General features: G+C 73.4%; 19 protein-coding genes and 1 pseudogene. 7 read left to right on the plus strand and 13 right to left on the minus strand.

Annotation, left to right across the window (positions count from 1 at the left end):
• Positions 1-111: 111 nt before the first annotated feature.
• Complete coding sequence (locus tag AB0M79_RS01060) at positions 112-639, plus strand: NAD(P)H-dependent oxidoreductase (RefSeq protein WP_357540203.1); 528 nt, start codon at positions 112-114, stop codon at positions 637-639.
• Between the two features lie 112 nt (positions 640-751).
• Here AB0M79_RS01060 and AB0M79_RS01065 read toward each other — a convergent pair whose 3' ends face one another.
• From AB0M79_RS01065 to AB0M79_RS01085, 5 genes are read right to left on the minus strand one after another with little or no spacing between them, the layout of a single operon-like run.
• Entirely contained in the window at positions 752-1339 is a 588-nt protein-coding gene (locus AB0M79_RS01065; protein ID WP_364206539.1) for a GNAT family N-acetyltransferase, read from the minus strand.
• Between the two features lie 36 nt (positions 1340-1375).
• Positions 1376-1954: a helix-turn-helix transcriptional regulator gene (locus tag AB0M79_RS01070; RefSeq protein ID WP_364206541.1), complete on the minus strand. Its 579-nt coding sequence runs from the start codon at positions 1952-1954 to the stop codon at positions 1376-1378.
• A complete protein-coding gene (locus AB0M79_RS01075; RefSeq protein ID WP_357540197.1) occupies positions 1951-2562 on the minus strand; it encodes a GNAT family N-acetyltransferase in 612 nt (203 codons plus the stop codon). The genes AB0M79_RS01070 and AB0M79_RS01075 overlap by 4 nt, the downstream gene beginning before the upstream one ends.
• Positions 2563-2602: 40 nt before the next feature.
• Entirely contained in the window at positions 2603-4111 is a 1509-nt protein-coding gene (locus AB0M79_RS01080; RefSeq protein ID WP_364206543.1) for an APC family permease, read from the minus strand.
• A gap of 22 nt (positions 4112-4133) precedes the next feature.
• Positions 4134-4832: a GPP34 family phosphoprotein gene (locus tag AB0M79_RS01085; RefSeq protein ID WP_357540193.1), complete on the minus strand. Its 699-nt coding sequence runs from the start codon at positions 4830-4832 to the stop codon at positions 4134-4136.
• 610 nt (positions 4833-5442) lie between these two features.
• Between AB0M79_RS01085 and AB0M79_RS01090 the strand changes: the two genes are divergently transcribed.
• Positions 5443-6090: a hypothetical protein gene (locus AB0M79_RS01090; RefSeq protein ID WP_364206546.1), complete on the plus strand. Its 648-nt coding sequence runs from the start codon at positions 5443-5445 to the stop codon at positions 6088-6090.
• Between the two features lie 42 nt (positions 6091-6132).
• On the opposite strand, the gene AB0M79_RS01095 is transcribed toward AB0M79_RS01090, so the two are convergent.
• From AB0M79_RS01095 to AB0M79_RS01115, 5 genes are all read right to left on the minus strand, one after another.
• Positions 6133-6444 (minus strand): hypothetical protein, encoded by a 312-nt coding sequence (locus AB0M79_RS01095; protein ID WP_364206548.1) that lies wholly within the window; start codon positions 6442-6444, stop codon positions 6133-6135.
• Positions 6445-6517: 73 nt separating this feature from the next.
• On the minus strand, positions 6518-7543 hold the full coding sequence (locus AB0M79_RS01100; RefSeq protein WP_364206550.1) for a TerC/Alx family metal homeostasis membrane protein: 1026 nt from the start codon (positions 7541-7543) through the stop codon (positions 6518-6520).
• Positions 7544-7811: 268 nt separating this feature from the next.
• Complete coding sequence (locus AB0M79_RS01105; RefSeq protein ID WP_364206552.1) at positions 7812-9338, minus strand: N-acetylmuramoyl-L-alanine amidase; 1527 nt, start codon at positions 9336-9338, stop codon at positions 7812-7814.
• Positions 9338-9496, minus strand: coding sequence for a hypothetical protein (locus AB0M79_RS01110; protein WP_364206554.1), 159 nt, complete (start codon positions 9494-9496; stop codon positions 9338-9340). Before AB0M79_RS01110 ends, AB0M79_RS01105 begins: the two co-directional genes overlap by 1 nt.
• A 188-nt stretch (positions 9497-9684) precedes the next feature.
• Positions 9685-10227, minus strand: a complete 543-nt coding sequence (locus AB0M79_RS01115) for a carboxymuconolactone decarboxylase family protein (protein WP_357540178.1) — start codon at positions 10225-10227, stop codon at positions 9685-9687.
• 190 nt (positions 10228-10417) lie between these two features.
• Here AB0M79_RS01115 and AB0M79_RS01120 point away from each other — a divergent pair, with 190 nt between their 5' ends.
• The 4 genes from AB0M79_RS01120 (at position 10418) to AB0M79_RS01135 (ending at position 14881) form a co-directional block, all read left to right on the plus strand.
• The gene (locus tag AB0M79_RS01120) at positions 10418-10993 is read left to right on the plus strand and encodes a copper chaperone PCu(A)C (protein ID WP_364206556.1); all 576 of its coding nucleotides are present in this window, start codon (positions 10418-10420) and stop codon (positions 10991-10993) included.
• Entirely contained in the window at positions 10994-12211 is a 1218-nt protein-coding gene (locus AB0M79_RS01125; protein ID WP_364206558.1) for a Dyp-type peroxidase, read from the plus strand.
• Between the two features lie 19 nt (positions 12212-12230).
• The gene (locus AB0M79_RS01130; RefSeq protein ID WP_364206560.1) at positions 12231-12830 is read left to right on the plus strand and encodes a copper resistance CopC family protein; all 600 of its coding nucleotides are present in this window, start codon (positions 12231-12233) and stop codon (positions 12828-12830) included.
• Positions 12831-12898: 68 nt separating this feature from the next.
• Positions 12899-14881 (plus strand): cytochrome c oxidase assembly protein, encoded by a 1983-nt coding sequence (locus tag AB0M79_RS01135; protein ID WP_364207588.1) that lies wholly within the window; start codon positions 12899-12901, stop codon positions 14879-14881.
• Between the two features lie 204 nt (positions 14882-15085).
• Here the strand turns inward: AB0M79_RS01135 and AB0M79_RS01140 are convergent, their stop codons facing one another.
• Both AB0M79_RS01140 and AB0M79_RS01145 read right to left on the minus strand, forming a co-directional pair.
• On the minus strand, positions 15086-15742 hold the full coding sequence (locus tag AB0M79_RS01140) for a hypothetical protein (RefSeq protein ID WP_364207637.1): 657 nt from the start codon (positions 15740-15742) through the stop codon (positions 15086-15088).
• A 36-nt stretch (positions 15743-15778) separates the two neighbouring features.
• Positions 15779-15877 (minus strand): annotated as a pseudogene (locus AB0M79_RS01145) (zf-HC2 domain-containing protein); the annotation flags it as partial.
• An 85-nt stretch (positions 15878-15962) separates the two neighbouring features.
• Between AB0M79_RS01145 and AB0M79_RS01150 the strand changes: the two are divergent.
• Positions 15963-16547 carry a sigma-70 family RNA polymerase sigma factor gene (locus tag AB0M79_RS01150; protein ID WP_364206562.1) on the plus strand — a complete coding sequence of 195 codons (585 nt, stop codon included), beginning with the start codon at positions 15963-15965 and terminating at the stop codon, positions 16545-16547.
• Between the two features lie 42 nt (positions 16548-16589).
• Here AB0M79_RS01150 and AB0M79_RS01155 read toward each other — a convergent pair whose 3' ends face one another.
• A complete protein-coding gene (locus AB0M79_RS01155) occupies positions 16590-17585 on the minus strand; it encodes a ribonucleotide-diphosphate reductase subunit beta (RefSeq protein ID WP_357540362.1) in 996 nt (331 codons plus the stop codon).
• Positions 17586-17596 lie beyond the last annotated feature (11 nt).

Raw genomic sequence — 17596 nt, forward strand, 5'->3', positions numbered from 1 at the left:
CTCCGCGCACCGGCGCGGAGGGCCCGTCGCCGAAGAGCACCTTGACCTCAAGCTTGGTTTCAGTTTTAGCCTCGAAGCACCTGCTCACGGCGAATCTGAAGGGCCTCCGGAATGACCATGCCTCCCCTGCGCATCTCGGTGATCGTCGGCAGCACCCGCAACGGCCGCTTCGGGCCGATCGTGGCGAACTGGTTCACCGGTCACGCCGCCCGACGTCCCGACCTGCACGTCGAGATCGTGGACCTGGCCGATCCCCAACCGGTGAGCGCGACCCTCGCCGCCGCCGACGGCTTCGTGGTCGTCACCCCCGAGTACAACCACAGCTACCCGGGGCCGCTGAAGGAGGCCATCGACGCGCACTACAAGGAGTGGCACGCCAAGCCGGTCGCGTTCGTGTCGTACGGCGGGATCTCCGGGGGCCTGCGCGCCGTCGAACACCTGCGCGGCGTCTTCGCCGAACTGCACGCGATGACGGTGCGCGACACGGTCAGCTTCCACCGGATCCAGCAGTGCTTCGACCCACAGGGGCAGCCGGTCGACCGGGCCTCGGTCGACGCCGCCGACGTGCTCCTGAACCGGCTCACCTGGTGGGCCAACGCCCTACGCGAAGCCCGCACCCACACCCCGTACCTGGCCTGACCCCGCCCCGGGCCGGGCCGGCCCTTGGGGCGCGATCAAGGGGAAGTCGTCCCCTCGGGTGCCCGATTTGCGTGACACATCCCCTTGATCGCGGAGGTGGTGCCGGCGGGGGTCAGGGTAGGTCCAGGCGGACCACCCAGCGGGTACGGCCGCTGGTGCGGGACGCGGTCGGCCGGACCCGCCGGAAGCCGGCCGCCTCGAACAGGCCGAGGGTGCCGAAGTAGGCGAACGTGTTGTCCAGCCGGCCGCCGGCCGGATCGGCCGGATACCCCTCCAACCCGCAGGCCCCCTCGGCACGGGCCCGGTCGACGGCCGCCGCCAGCAGGGTGTGGGCGATCCCCCGACGGCGGTGACCGGGACGGACGAGGAAACACACCACCGACCACACCGGACGATCGTCGATCTTCGGGATCGTCCGCGAGCGGTTGAGCCGTTCCAGGTCGGCGCGGGGTCCGAGCCCGATCCAGCCGACCGGCTCGCCGCCCGCGTACGCGATCAGCCCGGGCGCGGGCCGCCGGCCGGTCAGGTCGCGCAGCAACCGCTCCCGTTCCTCGTCCGAGCCGCGGGAATAGGCGCCCGAGGACATCCGGAAATAGGTGCACCAGCAGTGCTGCTTCGTCTGCCCCGCGCCGAGCAGGGTCGCCACGTCGTCCCACCGATCGGCGGTCGCCGGGTGGACCTCGACCTTCTCGTCCGGCATCAGCCGATGCTACGTCCGGCCGGCGCCCTTCGCAGGTCAGCCGCCCGGCACCCGGGCCGCCGGGCGCTGCGGCGACCGGTGGTCACCGGCGGGCGCGGGAATCAGGTAGCCGCCCCAGACCAGCTCGACGGGCCCTGCCTCGACCGGCCCGGTCCCGCCCGTACCGCGCCATCCGGACTCGTCCGGGGCGCCACCACGGACGGCGGGCCGGTGCACACCGTCCGACCGGACCGGCTCCGGTGGGGCCGCCACCGGAGGCGACCCCGGCAGGACGGCCGGCCGGGGGCGGGCCGGCGAAACGGCCGGGGGTGCCGGGGCGGGAGCCGGTGGCGGGTCGGGGCACGACTGCCGGAGCTGGGCGAGCACCAGTTCCCGGTGGGCGTCGTAGGCGCGTACGAACTCGTCGCCGGTGCCGAGCACCCGGTCGGCGTACCCCCAGAAGGTCCGCTCCGGCAACGCCCGGCCGATCTCGGCGTTCGCCACCGAACTGCGGCTGTAGGCGAGCCGCCGGGCCAGCTCGACCTGGGTGATCCCGATCCACCGGCGGGCGGCGGCGAGCCGCCGGCCCAGCGCCCGGCGGGTGTCGGCGACCGCGTCGTCGGTCGACACGGTCATCGCAGCCCGCCGGGGTTGCGCCACATCGGCCACATCGGTGGCCCGCCGTCGGGCAGGTGGAACGGGGCGGCACAGGGCCGGTAGCCGTGGCGCAGGTAGAGGTCACGGGCGCCGGGGCTGGTCGCGACCAGGTAGGCGGCGACCCCGGCCCGGTCGAGCAGCGTGTTGCGCCAGGCCAGCAGGGCGCCGCCGAGGCCGGCCCGTTGCCGGGTGGGCGCCACGCCGAGATAGGCGAGGTAGTGGTGCGGGGTGGTGGGGTGGTGGTCGGCGAACACCGCGTCGAGCCGCCGGAACCGGTCGGCGTACGGGCCGCAGGCGGTGGTGACGACGCGGTCGTAGCCGCTCAGGTCGGGTGGTCCGCCGACGTACGACTGCCAGATCGCGATCGCGCTGTGGTCGTCGGTGGTCAGCACCGCGCCGTGCCGCAGCACCTCGCCGATCAGGCCGGCGCAGAAGCGTTCGTAGACGGCCCGCCGCTCGACGGGGTCGGGGATCAGCCAGACGCCGTCCGGGCCGTCGAGGAAGGCGTCGACGAGGGTGACGGCGAGCGGACCGATGTCCGCGGTGGTGGCGGTCCGCACGGTCACGGCCGTGGGTGGGTGTCGCATCGGTACGGCTCCTCGCTGGGTCGGTCGGGCTCGGGGCGGTTCAGGCGTGGACAGGGCTGGACCGGGACACGCCGGACGGGGTGGCCGGCACGGCGGTGACGCTGTCCGGGCCGAGCCCGATCGCGGCGTACACCCGTGGTCGGGTGGCCCGCAGGATCAGCGCCCAGCCGGCACCGGCCACGGCCGCCACCGCGTATCCGGCGGGGAGCAGCCACCGCAGCGGCGAGTCCCCCGGCAGATCGAGCAACGCGCCGAAGCCGGCCACGGTGACGACCAGGACGGCGGTGAGTGTCACGGCGGCGACCGCCGGTGCGGTGACGCGGCGCCAGGCGGGCTCGCCGCGCCGGTCGCGGGCGAAGTAGCCGAGCACCGCGAAACTGGTGGCGGCCATCAGGACGAGCACGCCGAGCCCGCCCGTGACGCCGCCGGTGAAGAACACGTGGCGGATCGGGTCGAGGCCGGCGCCGGCGAAGGTCCCGAGGGCGGTCAGGGCCAGGCCGCTCTGCAGCAGCGAGCCGTAGACCGGCGCCCCGGTGAGCCGCCCGGTGCGGCCCAGTACGGCGGGCAGCAGGCCCTCACGGGCGAGCGAGAACGCGTACCGGGCGACCATGTTGTGGAAGGCGAGCAGGGCCGCGAACAGACTGGTCAACAGCAGCAGCCGGCCGAGGTCGACGAGGGCCGCCGGCAGGTGCGGTGCGGCGAGGACGAAGAACAGGTCGGCGTCGTGGGCGCGGGCCGCGGCGACGACGTCCGCCGGGCCGGCGGCGACCGTCATCGCCCAGGTGGACAGGGCGTACAGGCCGGCGATGAGGCCGAGCGCGAGGTAGGTGGCCAGGGCCACGGTGCGGCGCGGGTCGCGGACCTCCTCGGCGAAGACGACGGTGGCCTCGTATCCGACGAATCCGGCGAGGCCACCGACCAGGATCGCGACCGCGGCGGGGTCGGCGAGCCGGGCCGGGGACAGCGCGGTGAGGGTGACGCCGCCGGCGGCCGGGTGGGCGAGCATGACGATGTCGAAGACCACCACCACGGCGAGTTCGAGCAGCAGCAGCGTGGCGAGGACGCGGCCGTTGAGCCGGACGGACCGCAGCCCGAGTACGGCGACGAGGACCCAGCCGGCGGCGGCGCACAGCCACCACGGCAGGTACCAGCCCCGGGTGGCGGCGAGATCGGCGGCGACGGCACCGAACGCGCCGTACAGGCTGATCTGCAGGCAGTTGTAGCCGAGCTGGGTGACCAGTGCGGCCCCGACGCCGGGGACCCGGCCGAGGCCGAGGGTGACGTAGGCGTAGAAGCCACCGGCCTGCCGGACGTGCCGGGCCATGGCGACGTAGCCGGCGGAGAAGACGGCGAGCAGCACGCCGACGGTCAGGTAGACGACCGGCACCCCGACGAAGCCGGTGACCGCGAACCCGGTGCCGGCCGAGCCGGCGACCACGGTCAGTGGGGCGGCGGCGGCCAGTACGAACGCGGTCACGGCCGGTACGCCGAGCCGGTTGCGGGCCAGGGCCTGGGTGACCGGGCTGTGCGGGGCTGCCCTCGTCGGCATGTGTGCTCCAGGGGTGGAAGGGTCAGATGCGGTACGCGGCCACCGAGCGGCCGATCGCCGCGTGGGTGAGGCGGGCCAGTTCGGCCATCGGCGGCCAGCCGTGGTCGAGCAGTGCGCGCAGGTTGTCGCGGGCCCGGGCGGGGGCGCCGTCGAGGACCTGGCGGTCGAGGCCGGTGGCCCAGGCCAGCGCGGCCAGGCCCTGGTCGGCGGGGGCGAGCGGGCGGGCGCCGCGCAGCGCCATCGCGAGCCGGGCGGACGGCCAGCCGGCGGTGGTCGGTTCGACCGGCACCCACATGACGGTCCGGGACATGCGGAACCGGGACGTCTCCCGCCGGAGGTGGCCGGCCCGGTGCAGCCGGCCGGCGACCCGGTCCACGACGGCGACCGACAGGTATGCCAGCCAGTTGCCGACCGGGTGGGCGCCGCGTTCGGCGGCGAGCTGGTCGAGGACGGTGTGGGTGAGGCCGTCGGCGGGTGGTTCGGTGCTGACGACGTACACGTCGCCGTGGTGGACGGTGATCCGGCCGGTGTAGAGCAGTTCGGCCAGCAGGGCCGAGGCCAGTCCGTAGGTGGTGGCCCGGGGGTGCAGCAGGGGCCGGCCGAGCAGGTGGTGGTGGGCCAGCCGGAAGAGGTCGTCGGCGAGCGGGTGGCGTACGTCGTCGGTTTCCCGGCCGGCCGGGTGCCGGGCAGCCCGGGGCGGCCGGGCGTCGGAGCTTCCCATCGTTCCCCCGTCGAGGTCGCCGGTCGCGCACGGTGCGTCCACCCTGTCCGTTGGCGGGCGTGGGCGGCAGACCGAAGAAGTAGGCGATCCAGGGGGTGTTTCGTTGGTGCCCGGGCGCCACGGCACGGCGCCGGGTTCGCGCTGCTGGCCGGACTGCTCGGCCTGACCGGCGGTGCCTGGTGGATGCTGCACACGTTCTACGAGCAGGACCGGACCTACCTGGCCGGCGTCCAGGTGGTCGACGGCGCGCTGCCGGCGGTGACGGCACGGGCGCCGTACCAGGTGGGGGTGGCGCAGGCCCGGCCGGACCTCGGTGACACCACCGGCGAGATCGCCGGCACCAGCTACCTGCCGGGCGAGGACCGGTTCGCGACCCTGGTGAACCGGCGCGGCTGGCTCGCCGGCTACGAGGTGGCGTTCACCCAGCAGATCCCGTTGCAGGGGCGGGGCGCGACCGACCAGAAGTGCCAGTTCGACCGGGACCGGGCCGCGCGCCGGGTCGCGGGATGGTTCGGTCACAACCTCGGCCGGCAGATCTCCTCGGAGCGCCGGTGGGTGCCCGTCCTGTCCGCTGAGCATCGCCGGTTGGCAACGCGAGTCGACCGGGGCGATGGGTTCGTTCGCCGACTGGTTCCTCGGGCGGGTCGGTTGGCGGGTCCCCGACGACCACGCCAATGCCGGCAACGACTCCGAGTTCACCCTGGCGACGGTGGCCGACCGGCGGCCGGTCTACGTGACCCCGATGACCGGGCGGGGTTCGGCGACCGCGATCTCGGTGGTGTCGGTGGTGCCGGCGCGGCACTCCGGGCCGGGGTTGGCACCGGTCACGGTGCACCGGCTCGATCCGGTGTGGGTGTCGCCGGGCGCGATCGTCGACCGGATCAAGGCCGACTACCAGGACATCCCGAACTGGGTGAACATCAACGTCTACGAGGTGGTGCCGACCGGCGGCGACGGTTGGGCGGCCACCCTGGGCACCGGGCAGAACATCCTCTACCGGGCGTCCGGCAGCGGTGACCTCTCCGGGGAGCGGGCGACGTGCCTGCAGCGGGCGGACGGTTCGGAGATCCGCTGTGGCAGTGCCGCCGACCGCGACGGCCGCGGGCCCGGTGGCGCGTACGGCGACGCCGGTGCCCCGGGTGGCGGGGTGCCGTCGGGGGATCTCGGCGGGCTGACCGACGCCGAACTCGCCGACCTGCACCGGCGGGTCGCCGACGAGGTCGCCTGCCGGCTGGCGGCGACCTGCCCGCGGAACTGAGGTCCGGGCCCGCGCCGGTGGCGGGGGCCCGGACCGGAGGCGTCAGCCCCGGGTGACGTACCAGGGGTCGGGTTGCAGGGACCAGGTCGACGACGGGCAGGACACGGACGAGGTCTGGCCCACCGGGACGAAGGGTCCGCTGCGTACGGTCTCGTCGCCCCAGACGCTGACGCAGTGGATCACCACGCGGACCTCGCCGGTCCCGCCGGTGCAGGACGCGTAGCCGGTCCCCAGGTTGGCGTACGTGCTGCAGCCGGTGGGCGCCGCCTGGGCCGCCGCGGCGGGTAGCACCGCGGCGGCGGCCGACAGCAGTGCGACGGTGGCGATTCTGGTCAGTACCGTGCTTGCTCTCATCGTGGCACCTTTCTTCAGAAGGATATTCACCTTAGGAAGAAAATGACCATGAGACAAGCACGAACTTCGATGGCTACCGCGGCGGTCGCGGCTCCTCCTCCGCCCCCTCCTGCGGTGGCGTCTTCGTCACGCGCAGCGCGCCCGGATGGGCCTTGGCCGACGGGTCACGCCGGGTCTTGACCAGGCTGGCGATGGTCGTGACGGCGAGGACCACCACGATGACGCCGAGCGAGAACACGGTCTCGATCTGCGGCACCCAGTCCCAGACGGTGTGCCCCCAGTGCAGCACCAGCTTCACGCCGATGAAGGCCAGCACCACCGACAGCCCGGTGGAGAGGTAGACCAGCCGGTCGAGCAGGCCCTTGACCAGGAAGAACAGCGCCCGCAGGCCGAGCAGCGCGAAGGCGTTGGCGGTGAAGACGATGTACGCCTGCTCGGTCACCCCGAAGACCGCCGGGATGGAGTCGAGGGCGAAGAGCAGGTCGGAGCTGCCGATGGCGATCAGCACGATGAACAGCGGGGTGACCATCCGCCGGCCCTGGTGCCGTACGGTCAGCCGGCCGCCGACGTAGTCGGTGGTCACCGGCAGCACCCGGCGGGTCAGCTTGACCAGGCCGTTCTCCTGCACGTCGGGGTCCTCGTCCCGGTGCCGGAAGAGCTGGATCGCGGTCCAGATCAACAGCAGCCCGAAGAGCAGGAACATGAACGTGAAGAGGTTCAGCAGGGTGGCGCCGACCACGATGAAGATCGCCCGCAGGATCAGCGCCATGATGATGCCGAAGGTCAGCACCTTGTGCTGGTGCTCGGCCGGCACGGCGAACGTGGTCATGATGATGACGAAGACGAAGAGGTTGTCGACCGACAGGCTCTTCTCGACCAGGTAACCGGCGAAGTACTCGACGCCGAAGTCGGTGCCGGCCTGGCTCATGAACACCAGGCCGAAGACGATCGCGACGGCGATGTAGAACACCGACCAGGCGGTCGCCTCGCGGAACCCGACCGCGTGCGGTTTCGCCGCGGCGACCGCCAGGTCGAGGGCGAGCAGCCCCACGATCACGCCGATCGTGAGCAGCCACACCCCGGTACTGATCTCAAGCATCTGGCCTACCTCCCGCGACGCGCACTACCCCGGTTGGGCGGACGCCATGCCGAAAGGCGACATCACTCGCAAAGTTGATCACCAAACCCACGGTACGTGCTCAAGCTGGGAATTCCTCGTGGCACGACGGTGGGCACCATATCCGGACAAGCAGGCTTGAGTCCGGTTATCTCTCGTGAAACCCCTCGCACCGTCAGAAGAGGCACGCCGGCCGATCCGGCCCGGCGCCCGGCTCGGCGGGCGCCGGACCCGACGGGTGTACGGGGGTTCAGGCGGCGAGCGAGCCGCCCCAGTTGTCGGTGGCGAGGTGGCCCGCGGCGTCGTGGAAGACCCGGTGTTCGAGGGTGCCGTTGTTGGTCCGGTAGAACACGTGGTGGCCGCCGCCGGTGGTCAGGCCGGCCGGGTCGCCGGCGACCACGCCCCGGGCGCCCCAGTCGTCGCTGCTCGGGTTGATGCCCGGCCACCAGAACCAGTGCGCCAGGTCGCCGTTGGCCCGCCGGCCGAAGATGTGCTGCTGGTCGCGGTGGACGAACGCGTGCGGGTTGCCGGCGAAGGTGCCACCGGCCCACACCCCGCCGTTGAGGGTGCCGGACGGGTCGTCGAAGAAGCGGTGCTGCAGCGCACCGCCGGTGTTGCGGTAGAAGATGTGGTGCTGGGTCGGGGTGGAGAACCCGGTGACGTCGGAGGCGATGCCCGAGGTGATGCCCCAGTTGTCGCTGCTCGGGTTGATGCCGGGCCACCAGAACCAGTGGACGAGGCCGCCGGCGGCGTTGCGGGCGAAGATGTGCTGCTGGTCCTTGTGCACGAACGCGTACGGGTTGCCGACGAACGGTCCCCCGGCCCACACCCCGCCGCTGACCTGGCCGCTGACCAGGTCGAAGAACTTGTGCTCCAGCAGCCCGTCGGGGTTGCGGTAGAAGACGTGCTGCTGGTTGCCGTACGCGAAGCCGGTGGGGTTGGACATCACCCGGCCGACGGCGCCCCAGTTGTCGCGTCCCGGCGCCCCGCCGCCGCTCTGCCACCAGTGTCGCAGCGTGTTGTCGGTGCCGCGGGCGAAGACGTGCTGCTGCCCGTTGTGTACGTAGCCGACCGGCTTGCCGGTCAGTGCGGCGCCGCCCCACTCCGGCCGGATGATGCCGGTCGACGGCGACCAGGAGAGGTTGACCAGCGCCCCGCCGGTGCCGACCGCGACGAAGTGCTGCTGGTCGCCGTAGAGGTAGGCCTGGCCGGCGACCGGGGCGGCGCCACCGCCGGCCATCCGTGCGGCGACGTCGGCGCGCATCGTGTCGAGGTTGATGAACGAGGGGTCGATCTTCCCGGTGGTGCTCGTCTCCCGGTGGCCGCGGGCGTGGCTGGCGTCGCGCCCGAGCCGGCGCAGTACGGCGGCGGTGGCCGCGACCGAGGCGTTGTACTGCGCGGGGGTCATCTGCTGGTTGACCCCGTTGTAGTCGATCTCCCAGCCGATCATGAGGGTGTTGCCGTCGCCGGCCGGGATGGGGCCGCTGCCCCGGCTCGCACCGGCGTGGTTGGCCCGGCCGGCGGAGATCAGGTGGAAGACGCCGTGGTGGTCGACCAGCGCGTGGCACAGCGGGCCGGCGAGGTCGGGCCGGCCGTTGATGCAGATGTTGAGCGCCGGGTGCGGGTTGGTGGGGCTGGAGGTGGCGGCGGTGTGGTGCCACAGCACCCCGATCGGGTCGAAGGCGCCGGGGCGCATCCGGGCCCGCCAGTCGCCGTGTTCGACGACCTGGACGCCGGCCCCGCGCAGCACGTCGGCGAGCCAGGGGACGGTGGCCATCAGGCTGTCTCGATCAGGTCGGCGACGCACTCCACGGCGCGGGGGCGGGCCTGCGCCGGCCGGCCGGTCAGGCCGACGGCGGCGACGGTCGCGGCGATCAGGGCCGACGCGCCGAGCAGGATGCGGCGCGGCAGCCGGATGGTGCGGGCAGTGTCCATGGTGCTCCTTCAGGTGGGCACGCTGCCGCCCGCACGGCCGGCTGTCCGGCACACCGGCGGGATCCCCGCACGCCGCCGACCACCGCCGCGTCGTCGCGGCACCCGGAGCCGGGTTGGCCGGGCGAAAATATCCTCCAATGATGTTGGTCAATTAGACAAGTACCTGCATGGGTGTACTTCGATCGAGGTCAGGAGCTGTAGCCGAACTCGGCGATCCGCTCCGCGGTCCGCAGGTAGGCGGCCGGATCGGCGGCCGGCTCCGTGCCCAGGCCGTCGACGTAGCGGTTGAACATGCAGAACGCCGCCGCGATCAGCACCGTGTCGTGGATCTCCAGGTCGGTCGCGCCCTCCGCGCGAGCCGCCGCCACCAGGTCGGCGGTCACCTTCCGGCCGCTCTCCTGCACCGCGCCGGCGATGCGCAGCAGCGCCCGCAGCTTCTCGCTGACCGGCGCCGAGTCCAGGTCGGCGCGGACCTGGTCGACCAGGGCCATCCCCTCGTCGAGTTGCACCGCGGCGAACGCCGAGTGCGAGGAGCAGCAGAACTCGCACTCGTTGAGCCCGGAGACGTACGCCGCGATCAGCTCCCGCTCCCCCGGGGTCAACGGGTGCTCGCCGCGCAGCAGCACGTTCACGAGATCGTTGAGGGGCTTCGCGGTCTCCGGGCGGTATCGCATCGGTCCGCTGATCCCGGGGTAGCTCCGCTCGTCCACGCCAAGGTCGATGTGTGCCACACGCACCCTCCCGGTCCGGCCCCCGCGAACGGGCGTGACCGACACGCCCGGGCCGATCCGGTACGGCCACGAGGAGCCACCATCGATCATCCACGATGGAGTCTCGCGCGTCACGCCTTGACTTTCCGGCCCGCCGGAACCAGCCGCCGCCGCCGGCCGACCACCAGTGCACACACAGTTTGGAGAAACGATGGCGCGCATCCCCGTACCCACCCGGCGGCCGGGATCGGCGAGCCGGCTGGGCACCGGTATCGCCGTACTCGCCCTGCTGGCCGTCGCCGCCTGCGGCACCGACGACGCGACGGCCGGCGACCCCGAACCGTCGGCCACGCCCACGGCGGCGGCCGCGCTGACCGTGCGCGATCCCTGGGTCAAGGTCGCCGACAGCGGCATGACCTCGGCCTTCGCCACACTGGTCAACGAGTCGGCCACGCCGGTGACCGTGACCGGCGCCACCTCGCCGGTCTCGCCGATGGAACTGCACGAGATGGCGATGCGGGACGGCGAGATGGTCATGCGGGCCAAGCCGGACGGGTTCACCGTGCCGGCCGGCGGCAGTCACGTCCTCGAACCCGGCGGCGACCACCTGATGCTGATGGCGCTCGGCCGGCCGGTCCGCGCCGGCGACGAGGTCGACATCACCCTCACCCTGGCCGACGGCGGGACGGTCGCGTTCACCGCCCTGGCCAAGCCGTTCGCCGGGGCGCAGGAGAGTTACGACCCCGGCCACGGCGGCACCCCGAGCCCCAGCGGGCACGCCGGCTAGATGGGCACCTTCTCCGCGCCGGTCAGCCGGCGGCACCTGCTCGCCGGCGGCGCTCTCGCCGCCGGCGGCGCGGTGGCCGGCGCCACCGTCACCGCCGCCGCCCGCGGCGCACCGGCACCCGCCCCGCCGCTTCCCGCCGACCCCGGTACGGCCGTCGAGCCGTTCCACGGCCCGCACCAGGCGGGGGTCGCCACCAGCCCGCAGGCACACGCCAGCTTCCTCGCGTTCGACCTGCACCCGGGCACCGACCGGGCGGCGCTCGGCCGGCTCATGCGGCTGCTGACCGACGACGCCGTACGGCTCACCCAGGGCCGGCCGGCGCTGGCCGACACCGAGCCCGAACTCGCCGTCCTCCCGGCCCGGCTGACCGTCACCTTCGGGTTCGGGCCGGGGCTGTTCCGGGCGGCCGGGCTCGACGGGCTGCGGCCGCCGTCGGTCGCCCCGCTGCCGGCGTACCCGATCGACCGGCTGGAGGACCGCTGGTCCGGCGGCGACCTGCTGATCCAGCTCTGCGCCGACGACCCGGTCACGGTCGCGCACGCCCAGCGGATGCTGGTCAAGGACACCCGCGCCTTCGGCACGCCGCGCTGGACCCAGCTCGGCTTCCGCCGCGGGCACGGCGTCGAGCCGGCCGGCCGTACCCAACGCAACCTGCTCGGCCAGCTCGACGGCACCACCAACCCGGCGCCCGGCGACGCCGGGTTCGGCCGGGCGGTCTGGGCGACCGACGGGCCGGACTGGTTCCGTGGCGGCACCACCGTGGTGATCCGCCGGATCCGGCTGGAGCTGGAGACCTGGGACCTGCTCGGGCGCGCCGACAAGGAGTTCGCGGTCGGGCGCCGGCTCGACACCGGTGCCCCGCTGACCGGTACGGCCGAGCACGACGCACCCGACTTCACCGCCACCGACCCGACCGGCTTCACCGTCATCCCGGAGTTCTCGCACGTCGCACGGGCACACGTGGCCGACGAGGGGGCGCGGATGCTGCGCCGGCCGTACAACTACGACGGGCAACCCGACGCCGCTGGCCAGGCCGACAGCGGTATGATATTTGCCGCATACCAGGCGGATGTCGCGCGGCAGTTTCTTCCCGTGCAGCAGCGGCTCGCCGAGTCGGACCTGCTCAACGAGTGGACCACCCCGATCGGGTCGGCGGTCTTCGCGATCCCGCCGGGCTGCGACGAAGGCGGCTGGATCGGCCGGCAACTGCTCGGCTGAAGCCGTGAATGGAGTTCCGATGACCACCCACCCGTACCGCGGGCCGCGCCGCACCGTGCTGGCGCGCGTCCTCGCCGCGCTGGCCGCGACCGCCCTGGCCGTGATCGCCACCGCCGCGCTGCCGGCCGCGCCCGCGTGGGCGCACAACCAGCTCACGACGGCCGAGCCGGCGCCGCAGAGCACGCTCGACACCTCGCCGGAACAGGTCGTGCTGGAGTTCGTCGAGCCGCTCAACCCGCGGTACACCGCGATCGTGGTGACCGACGCCGCCGGTATGACCGTGTCCGACGGCCAGCCGGAGATCACCGGCAACCGGGGCGCGGTCACGTTCGCCGCGCCGCTGGCCGGCGGCGCCTACACGGTCGCGTACCGGGTCGTCTCGCTCGACGGACACCCCGTGCAGGGGTCGTACCCGTTCACCGTCGCCGGCCCGGAACCGGCCGCCGACGCGACCGACGCCGTCTCGGCGCCGGCGACGGACGCCCCGGTCGACGCGGCGTCGGTCGTCGACGACGGCGGCGGTTCCGGCACCCTCCTCGCGCTGGCCGGCGCCGGGCTGGCCCTCGTCGTCGCCGTGGTGGCGGCGGGCGTCTGGCGGGCGCGGCGGGCCCGTCCGTGACCACCGAGCTCGCCCCGCCCCGACCGGAGGTGGCCGCGCCACCGGCCGGCGGGCGGCGCTGGCCGACCGTGCTGGCCGGCGGGGCGGCGGCCCTGGCCGCGCTGCTGATCCTGCTGCGGTACGGCGGTGCGGTCGTCGACGAGGCACTGCCGGGGCTGCCGTACCCCGGCCCGCTGACCGCCTGGGGACTGCCGGTCGCCCGGCTCGGCACACAGGTCTCGGCCGTCGCCACGATCGGCCTGCTGCTCGCCGCCGTCGTGCTGTCCCCCCGCTCCGACGGCGGGCTGTCCGCGATCGGCTACCGGCGGCTGCGGCTGGCCGGCTGGACCGCGCTGGCCTGGTGCCTGTGCACGGTCGCCGGTCTCTGCTTCACCCTGTCCGACCTGCTCGGGCAGCCCGTGTCCCGGGCGGTGTCGACGACCTCGCTGTTCAACTTCGCCACCTCGGTCGACCTCGGCAAGGCGCTCGCCGTCTCGGCCGCGCTGGCCGGCACCGTCTTCGTGCTCGGCCGGACCAGCCTGCGACCGGCCGGCGCCGCCGTCGCGCTGGCCGTCGCCGTACTCGCCGTGGTGCCGCCGGTCTTCACCGGGCACGCCGCCGCGGCCAGCGATCACCAGCTCGCGGTCTCCGCCCTGCTGCTGCACGTGGTGCCGGTCACCCTGTGGGCCGGCGGGCTGCTCGCCCTCGCCCTGTCCGGCCGGTCCCGGTCGGCGGACCTGCCGGTCGCCGTACGCCGCTTCTCGCCGCTGGCCGCCTGGTGCGTCACCGCCGTCGCACTGTCCGGCCTGCTCTCCGCCGGGGTACGCCTCGCCGGACCCGGTGACCTCTTCGGCACCCGGTACGGGCAGATCGTCGTGCTCAAGACGCTGCTGCTGCTCGGCCTCGTCGCCGCCGGCTGGTGGCAGCGCCGGGCGGCGCTGCCCGCGCTGCGGCGCGGCGACCGGCGGACCTTCGCCCGGGTCGCGCTCGTCGAGGTGCTGCTCTTCGGCGCGGCGATGGGCGCCGCGGTCGCGCTCGGCCGCACCCCCGCCCCGACCGGCGACGTGCCGGAGGAGGACCTCGCCACCGCCCTGCTCGGCTTCCCGATGCCGCCCGAGATGACCGCCGGCCGGCTGGTCGGCCAGTGGCTGCCCGACCCGCTCTTCATCACCTTCGCCGCTGCCGCCGCCGGCCTCTACGTCGCCGGGGTGTGGCGGCTGCACCGCCGCGGCGACGCCTGGCCGGCGGCCCGCACGGCCGCGTTCCTCGCCGGCTGCGCGGTGATCGTCGCGGCCACCTCCAGCGGGCTCGCCCGCTACGCCCCGGTGCTGTTCTCCATGCACATGACCCAGCACCTGCTGCTGACCATGGTCGCCCCGATCCTGCTGGTGCTGGCCGGCCCGGTCACCCTCGCGCTGCGGGCCCTGCCCCCGTCGGCCGACCCGGCGTGGCCCGGCCCCCGCGAGTGGCTGGTGTCGGTGATGCACTCCCGGTGGGCGGTGACCGTGTCACATCCGCTGGTCGCCCTGCCGATCTACGTCTTCAGCATGTACGTCATGTACTTCACCGGCCTGTTCGACCTGGCGCTGCGCTCGCACGCCATGCACCTGTTCATGGTGGGGCACTTCCTCGCGGCCGGCTATCTCTTCTTCTGGATCGCGATCGGCGTCGACCCCACTCCCCGGCCCCGCCCGACCCCTCCCCTGCGGATGCTGCTGGTGCTGATCAGCATGGTGCTGCACGCCTTCCTCGGCGTCGCGATCATGCAGTCGACCACGCTGCTGGCCCCGGAGTGGTTCACCGCACTGCCCCGGCCGTGGGGGCCGTCACCGCTCGACGACCAGCACACCGCCGGCGGCATCGCGTGGTCGTTCGGCGAGGTGCCGGCGCTGCTGGTCATCCTGGCCCTGCTGCGGCAGTGGATCCGCGCCGACGAACGGGAACAGCGCCGCGTCGACCGGGCCGCCGACCGGGCCGAGGCCGAAGGGGTCGACGACGCGCACGCCGCCTACAACCGGATGCTGGCCGAACTGGCCCGCCGGTCCGGGCGCGACCCCGACCGCCCGGCCTGACGTACGACCGTCAGGCCTGCGGTGCCGCCGTCCAGAAGGTGACGGCCGGGCCGTCCGCGATCTCGACCTGGATCGCACGGCCGGGGTGGCGCTGGGCCAGGACCGCCCGCCAGCAGGCCGCGATGTCCCGGGCGAGGGTCGGCAGCGCATCCTCGTACGACGTCAGGTCGCAGTCGGCGAGTGGCGCCTCGGGCGGGCGTCCGGTCAGGCGGCGCGGCGGGTGTCGGCGGTGACCTGGGCGGACGAGACCGACCGTACGATCCGCAGGCCGGGTGCCGGTTCGGCCGGCTCGGCGACGTCGTCGAAGGTGGCCCGCCAGCGGCCACGGTCCGGACGGCGCACCGGTGGCGTGGCCGGGTCCGGCAGCACCCGCGACAGGGCCAGCACGACGAGGAAGCCGAGCACGATCAGGCTGTGGCTGAGCACCCGGGTGAACTCGACCCGGCCGCCGATCAGGTCGTCGGTGGTGAGCAGGGTCAGTACGACCACGAACGCGGTCAGGGTGGGCAGGATGCCGGTGGGCCGTACCCGGCGCAGGGCGATCCACGCGAACCCGGCGCCCAGGGCGACGTTCCAGGCCGCCGACTCGTGCCACAGGTGGTTGGCCCCTTCGACGCCGGTTACGCCGTGCAGGTGGCCGGTCGCGGTGAGCCCGCCGATCTGGGCGGCCCCGAGCAGGAACTGGGCCAGCCCGAGCACGCCGAGCACGACCCGCAGCGGCACCGCCGCCGGCCGGCCCGCCCGGGCCAGCAGGTGTCCGAGGGCGGCGCGCGCCGTACGGCGCGCCGGCAGGGCGGCCAGCACCGCGTCGTCGACCTGGAACGTGACCGGCACCGTGCTGGTACGGGTCAGCCGTGTCACCAATGCCGCATTGTCGTACCATTCCCGACACTGCGGACAAATGTCCAAATGTGCGTCAGCTGCCCCCCGCTCGACCGGACCGTCCTCGCCATCCAGGCCGGCTGACAGCGCCTCGCGACACTCATCGCACCCCATCACCCCATAGTCGGACGGCACCGCACGCCGGTTCCATCCGGGGTACACCTGTCCGGAGCGCGGATCAGGGGGCTAGCCTTTCCCCATGCAGACGCCGGACAGCGACGACGAGATCACCCGATGGGCGCTGGCCGCCGGCCGCGGTGACCGGGCCGCCGCGTCGTCGTTCATCCAGGCCACCCAGCAACAGGTGATCCGTTTCCTGGGCCACCTCACCGACGCCTCCGAGGCCGAGGACCTGGCGCAGGAGACCTATCTGCGGGCCATGAGGTCGCTGCCCCGTTTCGCCGGCCGGTCGTCGGCGAAGACCTGGCTGCTGGCGATCGCCCGCCGGGTCGCCGTCGACCACGTCCGGGCGGTCACCGTACGGCCGCGCGTCGCCGCCCTGGAGAACTGGGAGCACGCCGCCGAGGCGACCCTGGCCCGCAGCGCCCCGCACCGGTTCGAGGACGAGATCGTGCTGCGTGACCTGCTCGACGCGCTGCCCGCCGACCGGCGCGAGGCGTTCGTCGCCACCCAGGTCGCCGGGCTGAGCTACGCCGAGGCGGCCGAGGTCTGCGGCTGCCCGGTCGGGACGATCAGGTCGCGGGTCGCCCGGGCCCGGGAAGACCTCGTCACCCTGGTCCAGGAGCGCCGCCGCGACGGCCGCCACCTGCGCGCCTCCGGCTAGCCGTCGCCGGCCGCACCCGGGGGCGCGACCGGCGACGGCTGGCTAGAAGTCGTCGTCGAAGGTGACGGCGCCGGTCACCCCGACCTGATACGCCGACACCCGCCGCTCGAAGAAGTTCGACAGCTCCTGCACGTCCTGCAACTCCATGAACGCGAACGGGTTCGACGAGCCGTAGAGCGGGGCGATGTCGAGCTGGGCCAGCCGCCGGTCGGCGACGTGCTGGAGATACTCGCGCATGTCCGGCAGCGACAGCCCGGACACCCCGCCGTCGAGGAGATCCTCGGCGAACTGCACCTCGCACTCGACCGCCTCGGCGAGCATCTGCCGGACCTGTTCGGCGAGGTCGTCGTCGAACAGATCGGGTTCCTCGCGGCGTACGGTCTCGACCACGTCGAACGCGAACGCCATGTGCATCGACTCGTCGCGGAACACCCAGTTGGTGCCGGAGGCAAGGCCGTTGAGCAGGCCGCGCGAGCGCAGGAAGTAGACGTACGCGAAGGCGCCGTAGAAGAACAGGCCCTCGATGCAGGCGGCGAAGCAGATCAGGTTGAGCAGGAACGCCCGCCGGTCCTCCCGGGTCCGCAGCTCACGCAGCTCGAAGATCGAGTCGATCCAGCGGAAGCAGAACTCGGCCTTGCGCCGGATCGACGGGATGTTCTCGATGGCGGCGAACGCGGCGAACCGCTCCTCGTCGTCGGGCACGTACGTGTCGAGCAGGTTCAGGTAGAACTGGACGTGCACCGCCTCCTCGAAGAGCTGCCGGGACAGGTAGAGCCGGCCCTCCGGGGAGTTGACGTGCTGGTAGAGGTTGATCACCAGGTTGTTGGCGACGATCGTGTCGCCGGTGGCGAAGAACGCGACGAGCCGGCTCACCAGGTGCCGTTCGGCCGGCGACAGCTTGGCCAGGTCGGCGAGGTCGGAGTGCAGGTCGACCTCCTCGACGGTCCAGGTGTTCTTGATCGCGTCGCGGTACCGGTCGAAGAAGTGCGGGTAGCGCATCGGTCGCAGGGTCAGGTCCATGCCCGGGTCGAGCAGCATCGGGGTACGGG

This window comes from Polymorphospora sp. NPDC051019, assembly GCF_040683055.1.
Classification (GTDB): domain Bacteria; phylum Actinomycetota; class Actinomycetes; order Mycobacteriales; family Micromonosporaceae; genus Polymorphospora; species Polymorphospora lycopeni.

Excerpts from the sequence above, each read along its gene's own strand:
- AB0M79_RS01085 (WP_357540193.1), bottom strand. The coding sequence starts at position 4,832 with ATGGGAAGCTCCGACGCCCGGCCGCCCCGGGCTGCCCGGCACCCGGCC.
- AB0M79_RS01065 (WP_364206539.1), bottom strand. The coding sequence starts at position 1,339 with ATGCCGGACGAGAAGGTCGAGGTCCACCCGGCGACCGCCGATCGGTGG.
- AB0M79_RS01125 (WP_364206558.1), top strand. The coding sequence starts at position 10,994 with ATGGGCACCTTCTCCGCGCCGGTCAGCCGGCGGCACCTGCTCGCCGGC.
- AB0M79_RS01120 (WP_364206556.1), top strand. The coding sequence starts at position 10,418 with ATGGCGCGCATCCCCGTACCCACCCGGCGGCCGGGATCGGCGAGCCGG.
- AB0M79_RS01150 (WP_364206562.1), top strand. The coding sequence starts at position 15,963 with ATGCAGACGCCGGACAGCGACGACGAGATCACCCGATGGGCGCTGGCC.
- AB0M79_RS01155 (WP_357540362.1), bottom strand. The coding sequence starts at position 17,585 with ATGCTGCTCGACCCGGGCATGGACCTGACCCTGCGACCGATGCGCTAC.
- AB0M79_RS01100 (WP_364206550.1), bottom strand. The coding sequence starts at position 7,543 with ATGCTTGAGATCAGTACCGGGGTGTGGCTGCTCACGATCGGCGTGATC.
- AB0M79_RS01060 (WP_357540203.1), top strand. The coding sequence starts at position 112 with ATGACCATGCCTCCCCTGCGCATCTCGGTGATCGTCGGCAGCACCCGC.
- AB0M79_RS01095 (WP_364206548.1), bottom strand. The coding sequence starts at position 6,444 with ATGAGAGCAAGCACGGTACTGACCAGAATCGCCACCGTCGCACTGCTG.
- AB0M79_RS01130 (WP_364206560.1), top strand. The coding sequence starts at position 12,231 with ATGACCACCCACCCGTACCGCGGGCCGCGCCGCACCGTGCTGGCGCGC.
- AB0M79_RS01105 (WP_364206552.1), bottom strand. The coding sequence starts at position 9,338 with ATGGCCACCGTCCCCTGGCTCGCCGACGTGCTGCGCGGGGCCGGCGTC.
- AB0M79_RS01075 (WP_357540197.1), bottom strand. The coding sequence starts at position 2,562 with ATGCGACACCCACCCACGGCCGTGACCGTGCGGACCGCCACCACCGCG.
- AB0M79_RS01090 (WP_364206546.1), top strand. The coding sequence starts at position 5,443 with ATGGGTTCGTTCGCCGACTGGTTCCTCGGGCGGGTCGGTTGGCGGGTC.
- AB0M79_RS01080 (WP_364206543.1), bottom strand. The coding sequence starts at position 4,111 with ATGCCGACGAGGGCAGCCCCGCACAGCCCGGTCACCCAGGCCCTGGCC.
- AB0M79_RS01110 (WP_364206554.1), bottom strand. The coding sequence starts at position 9,496 with ATGGACACTGCCCGCACCATCCGGCTGCCGCGCCGCATCCTGCTCGGC.
- AB0M79_RS01070 (WP_364206541.1), bottom strand. The coding sequence starts at position 1,954 with ATGACCGTGTCGACCGACGACGCGGTCGCCGACACCCGCCGGGCGCTG.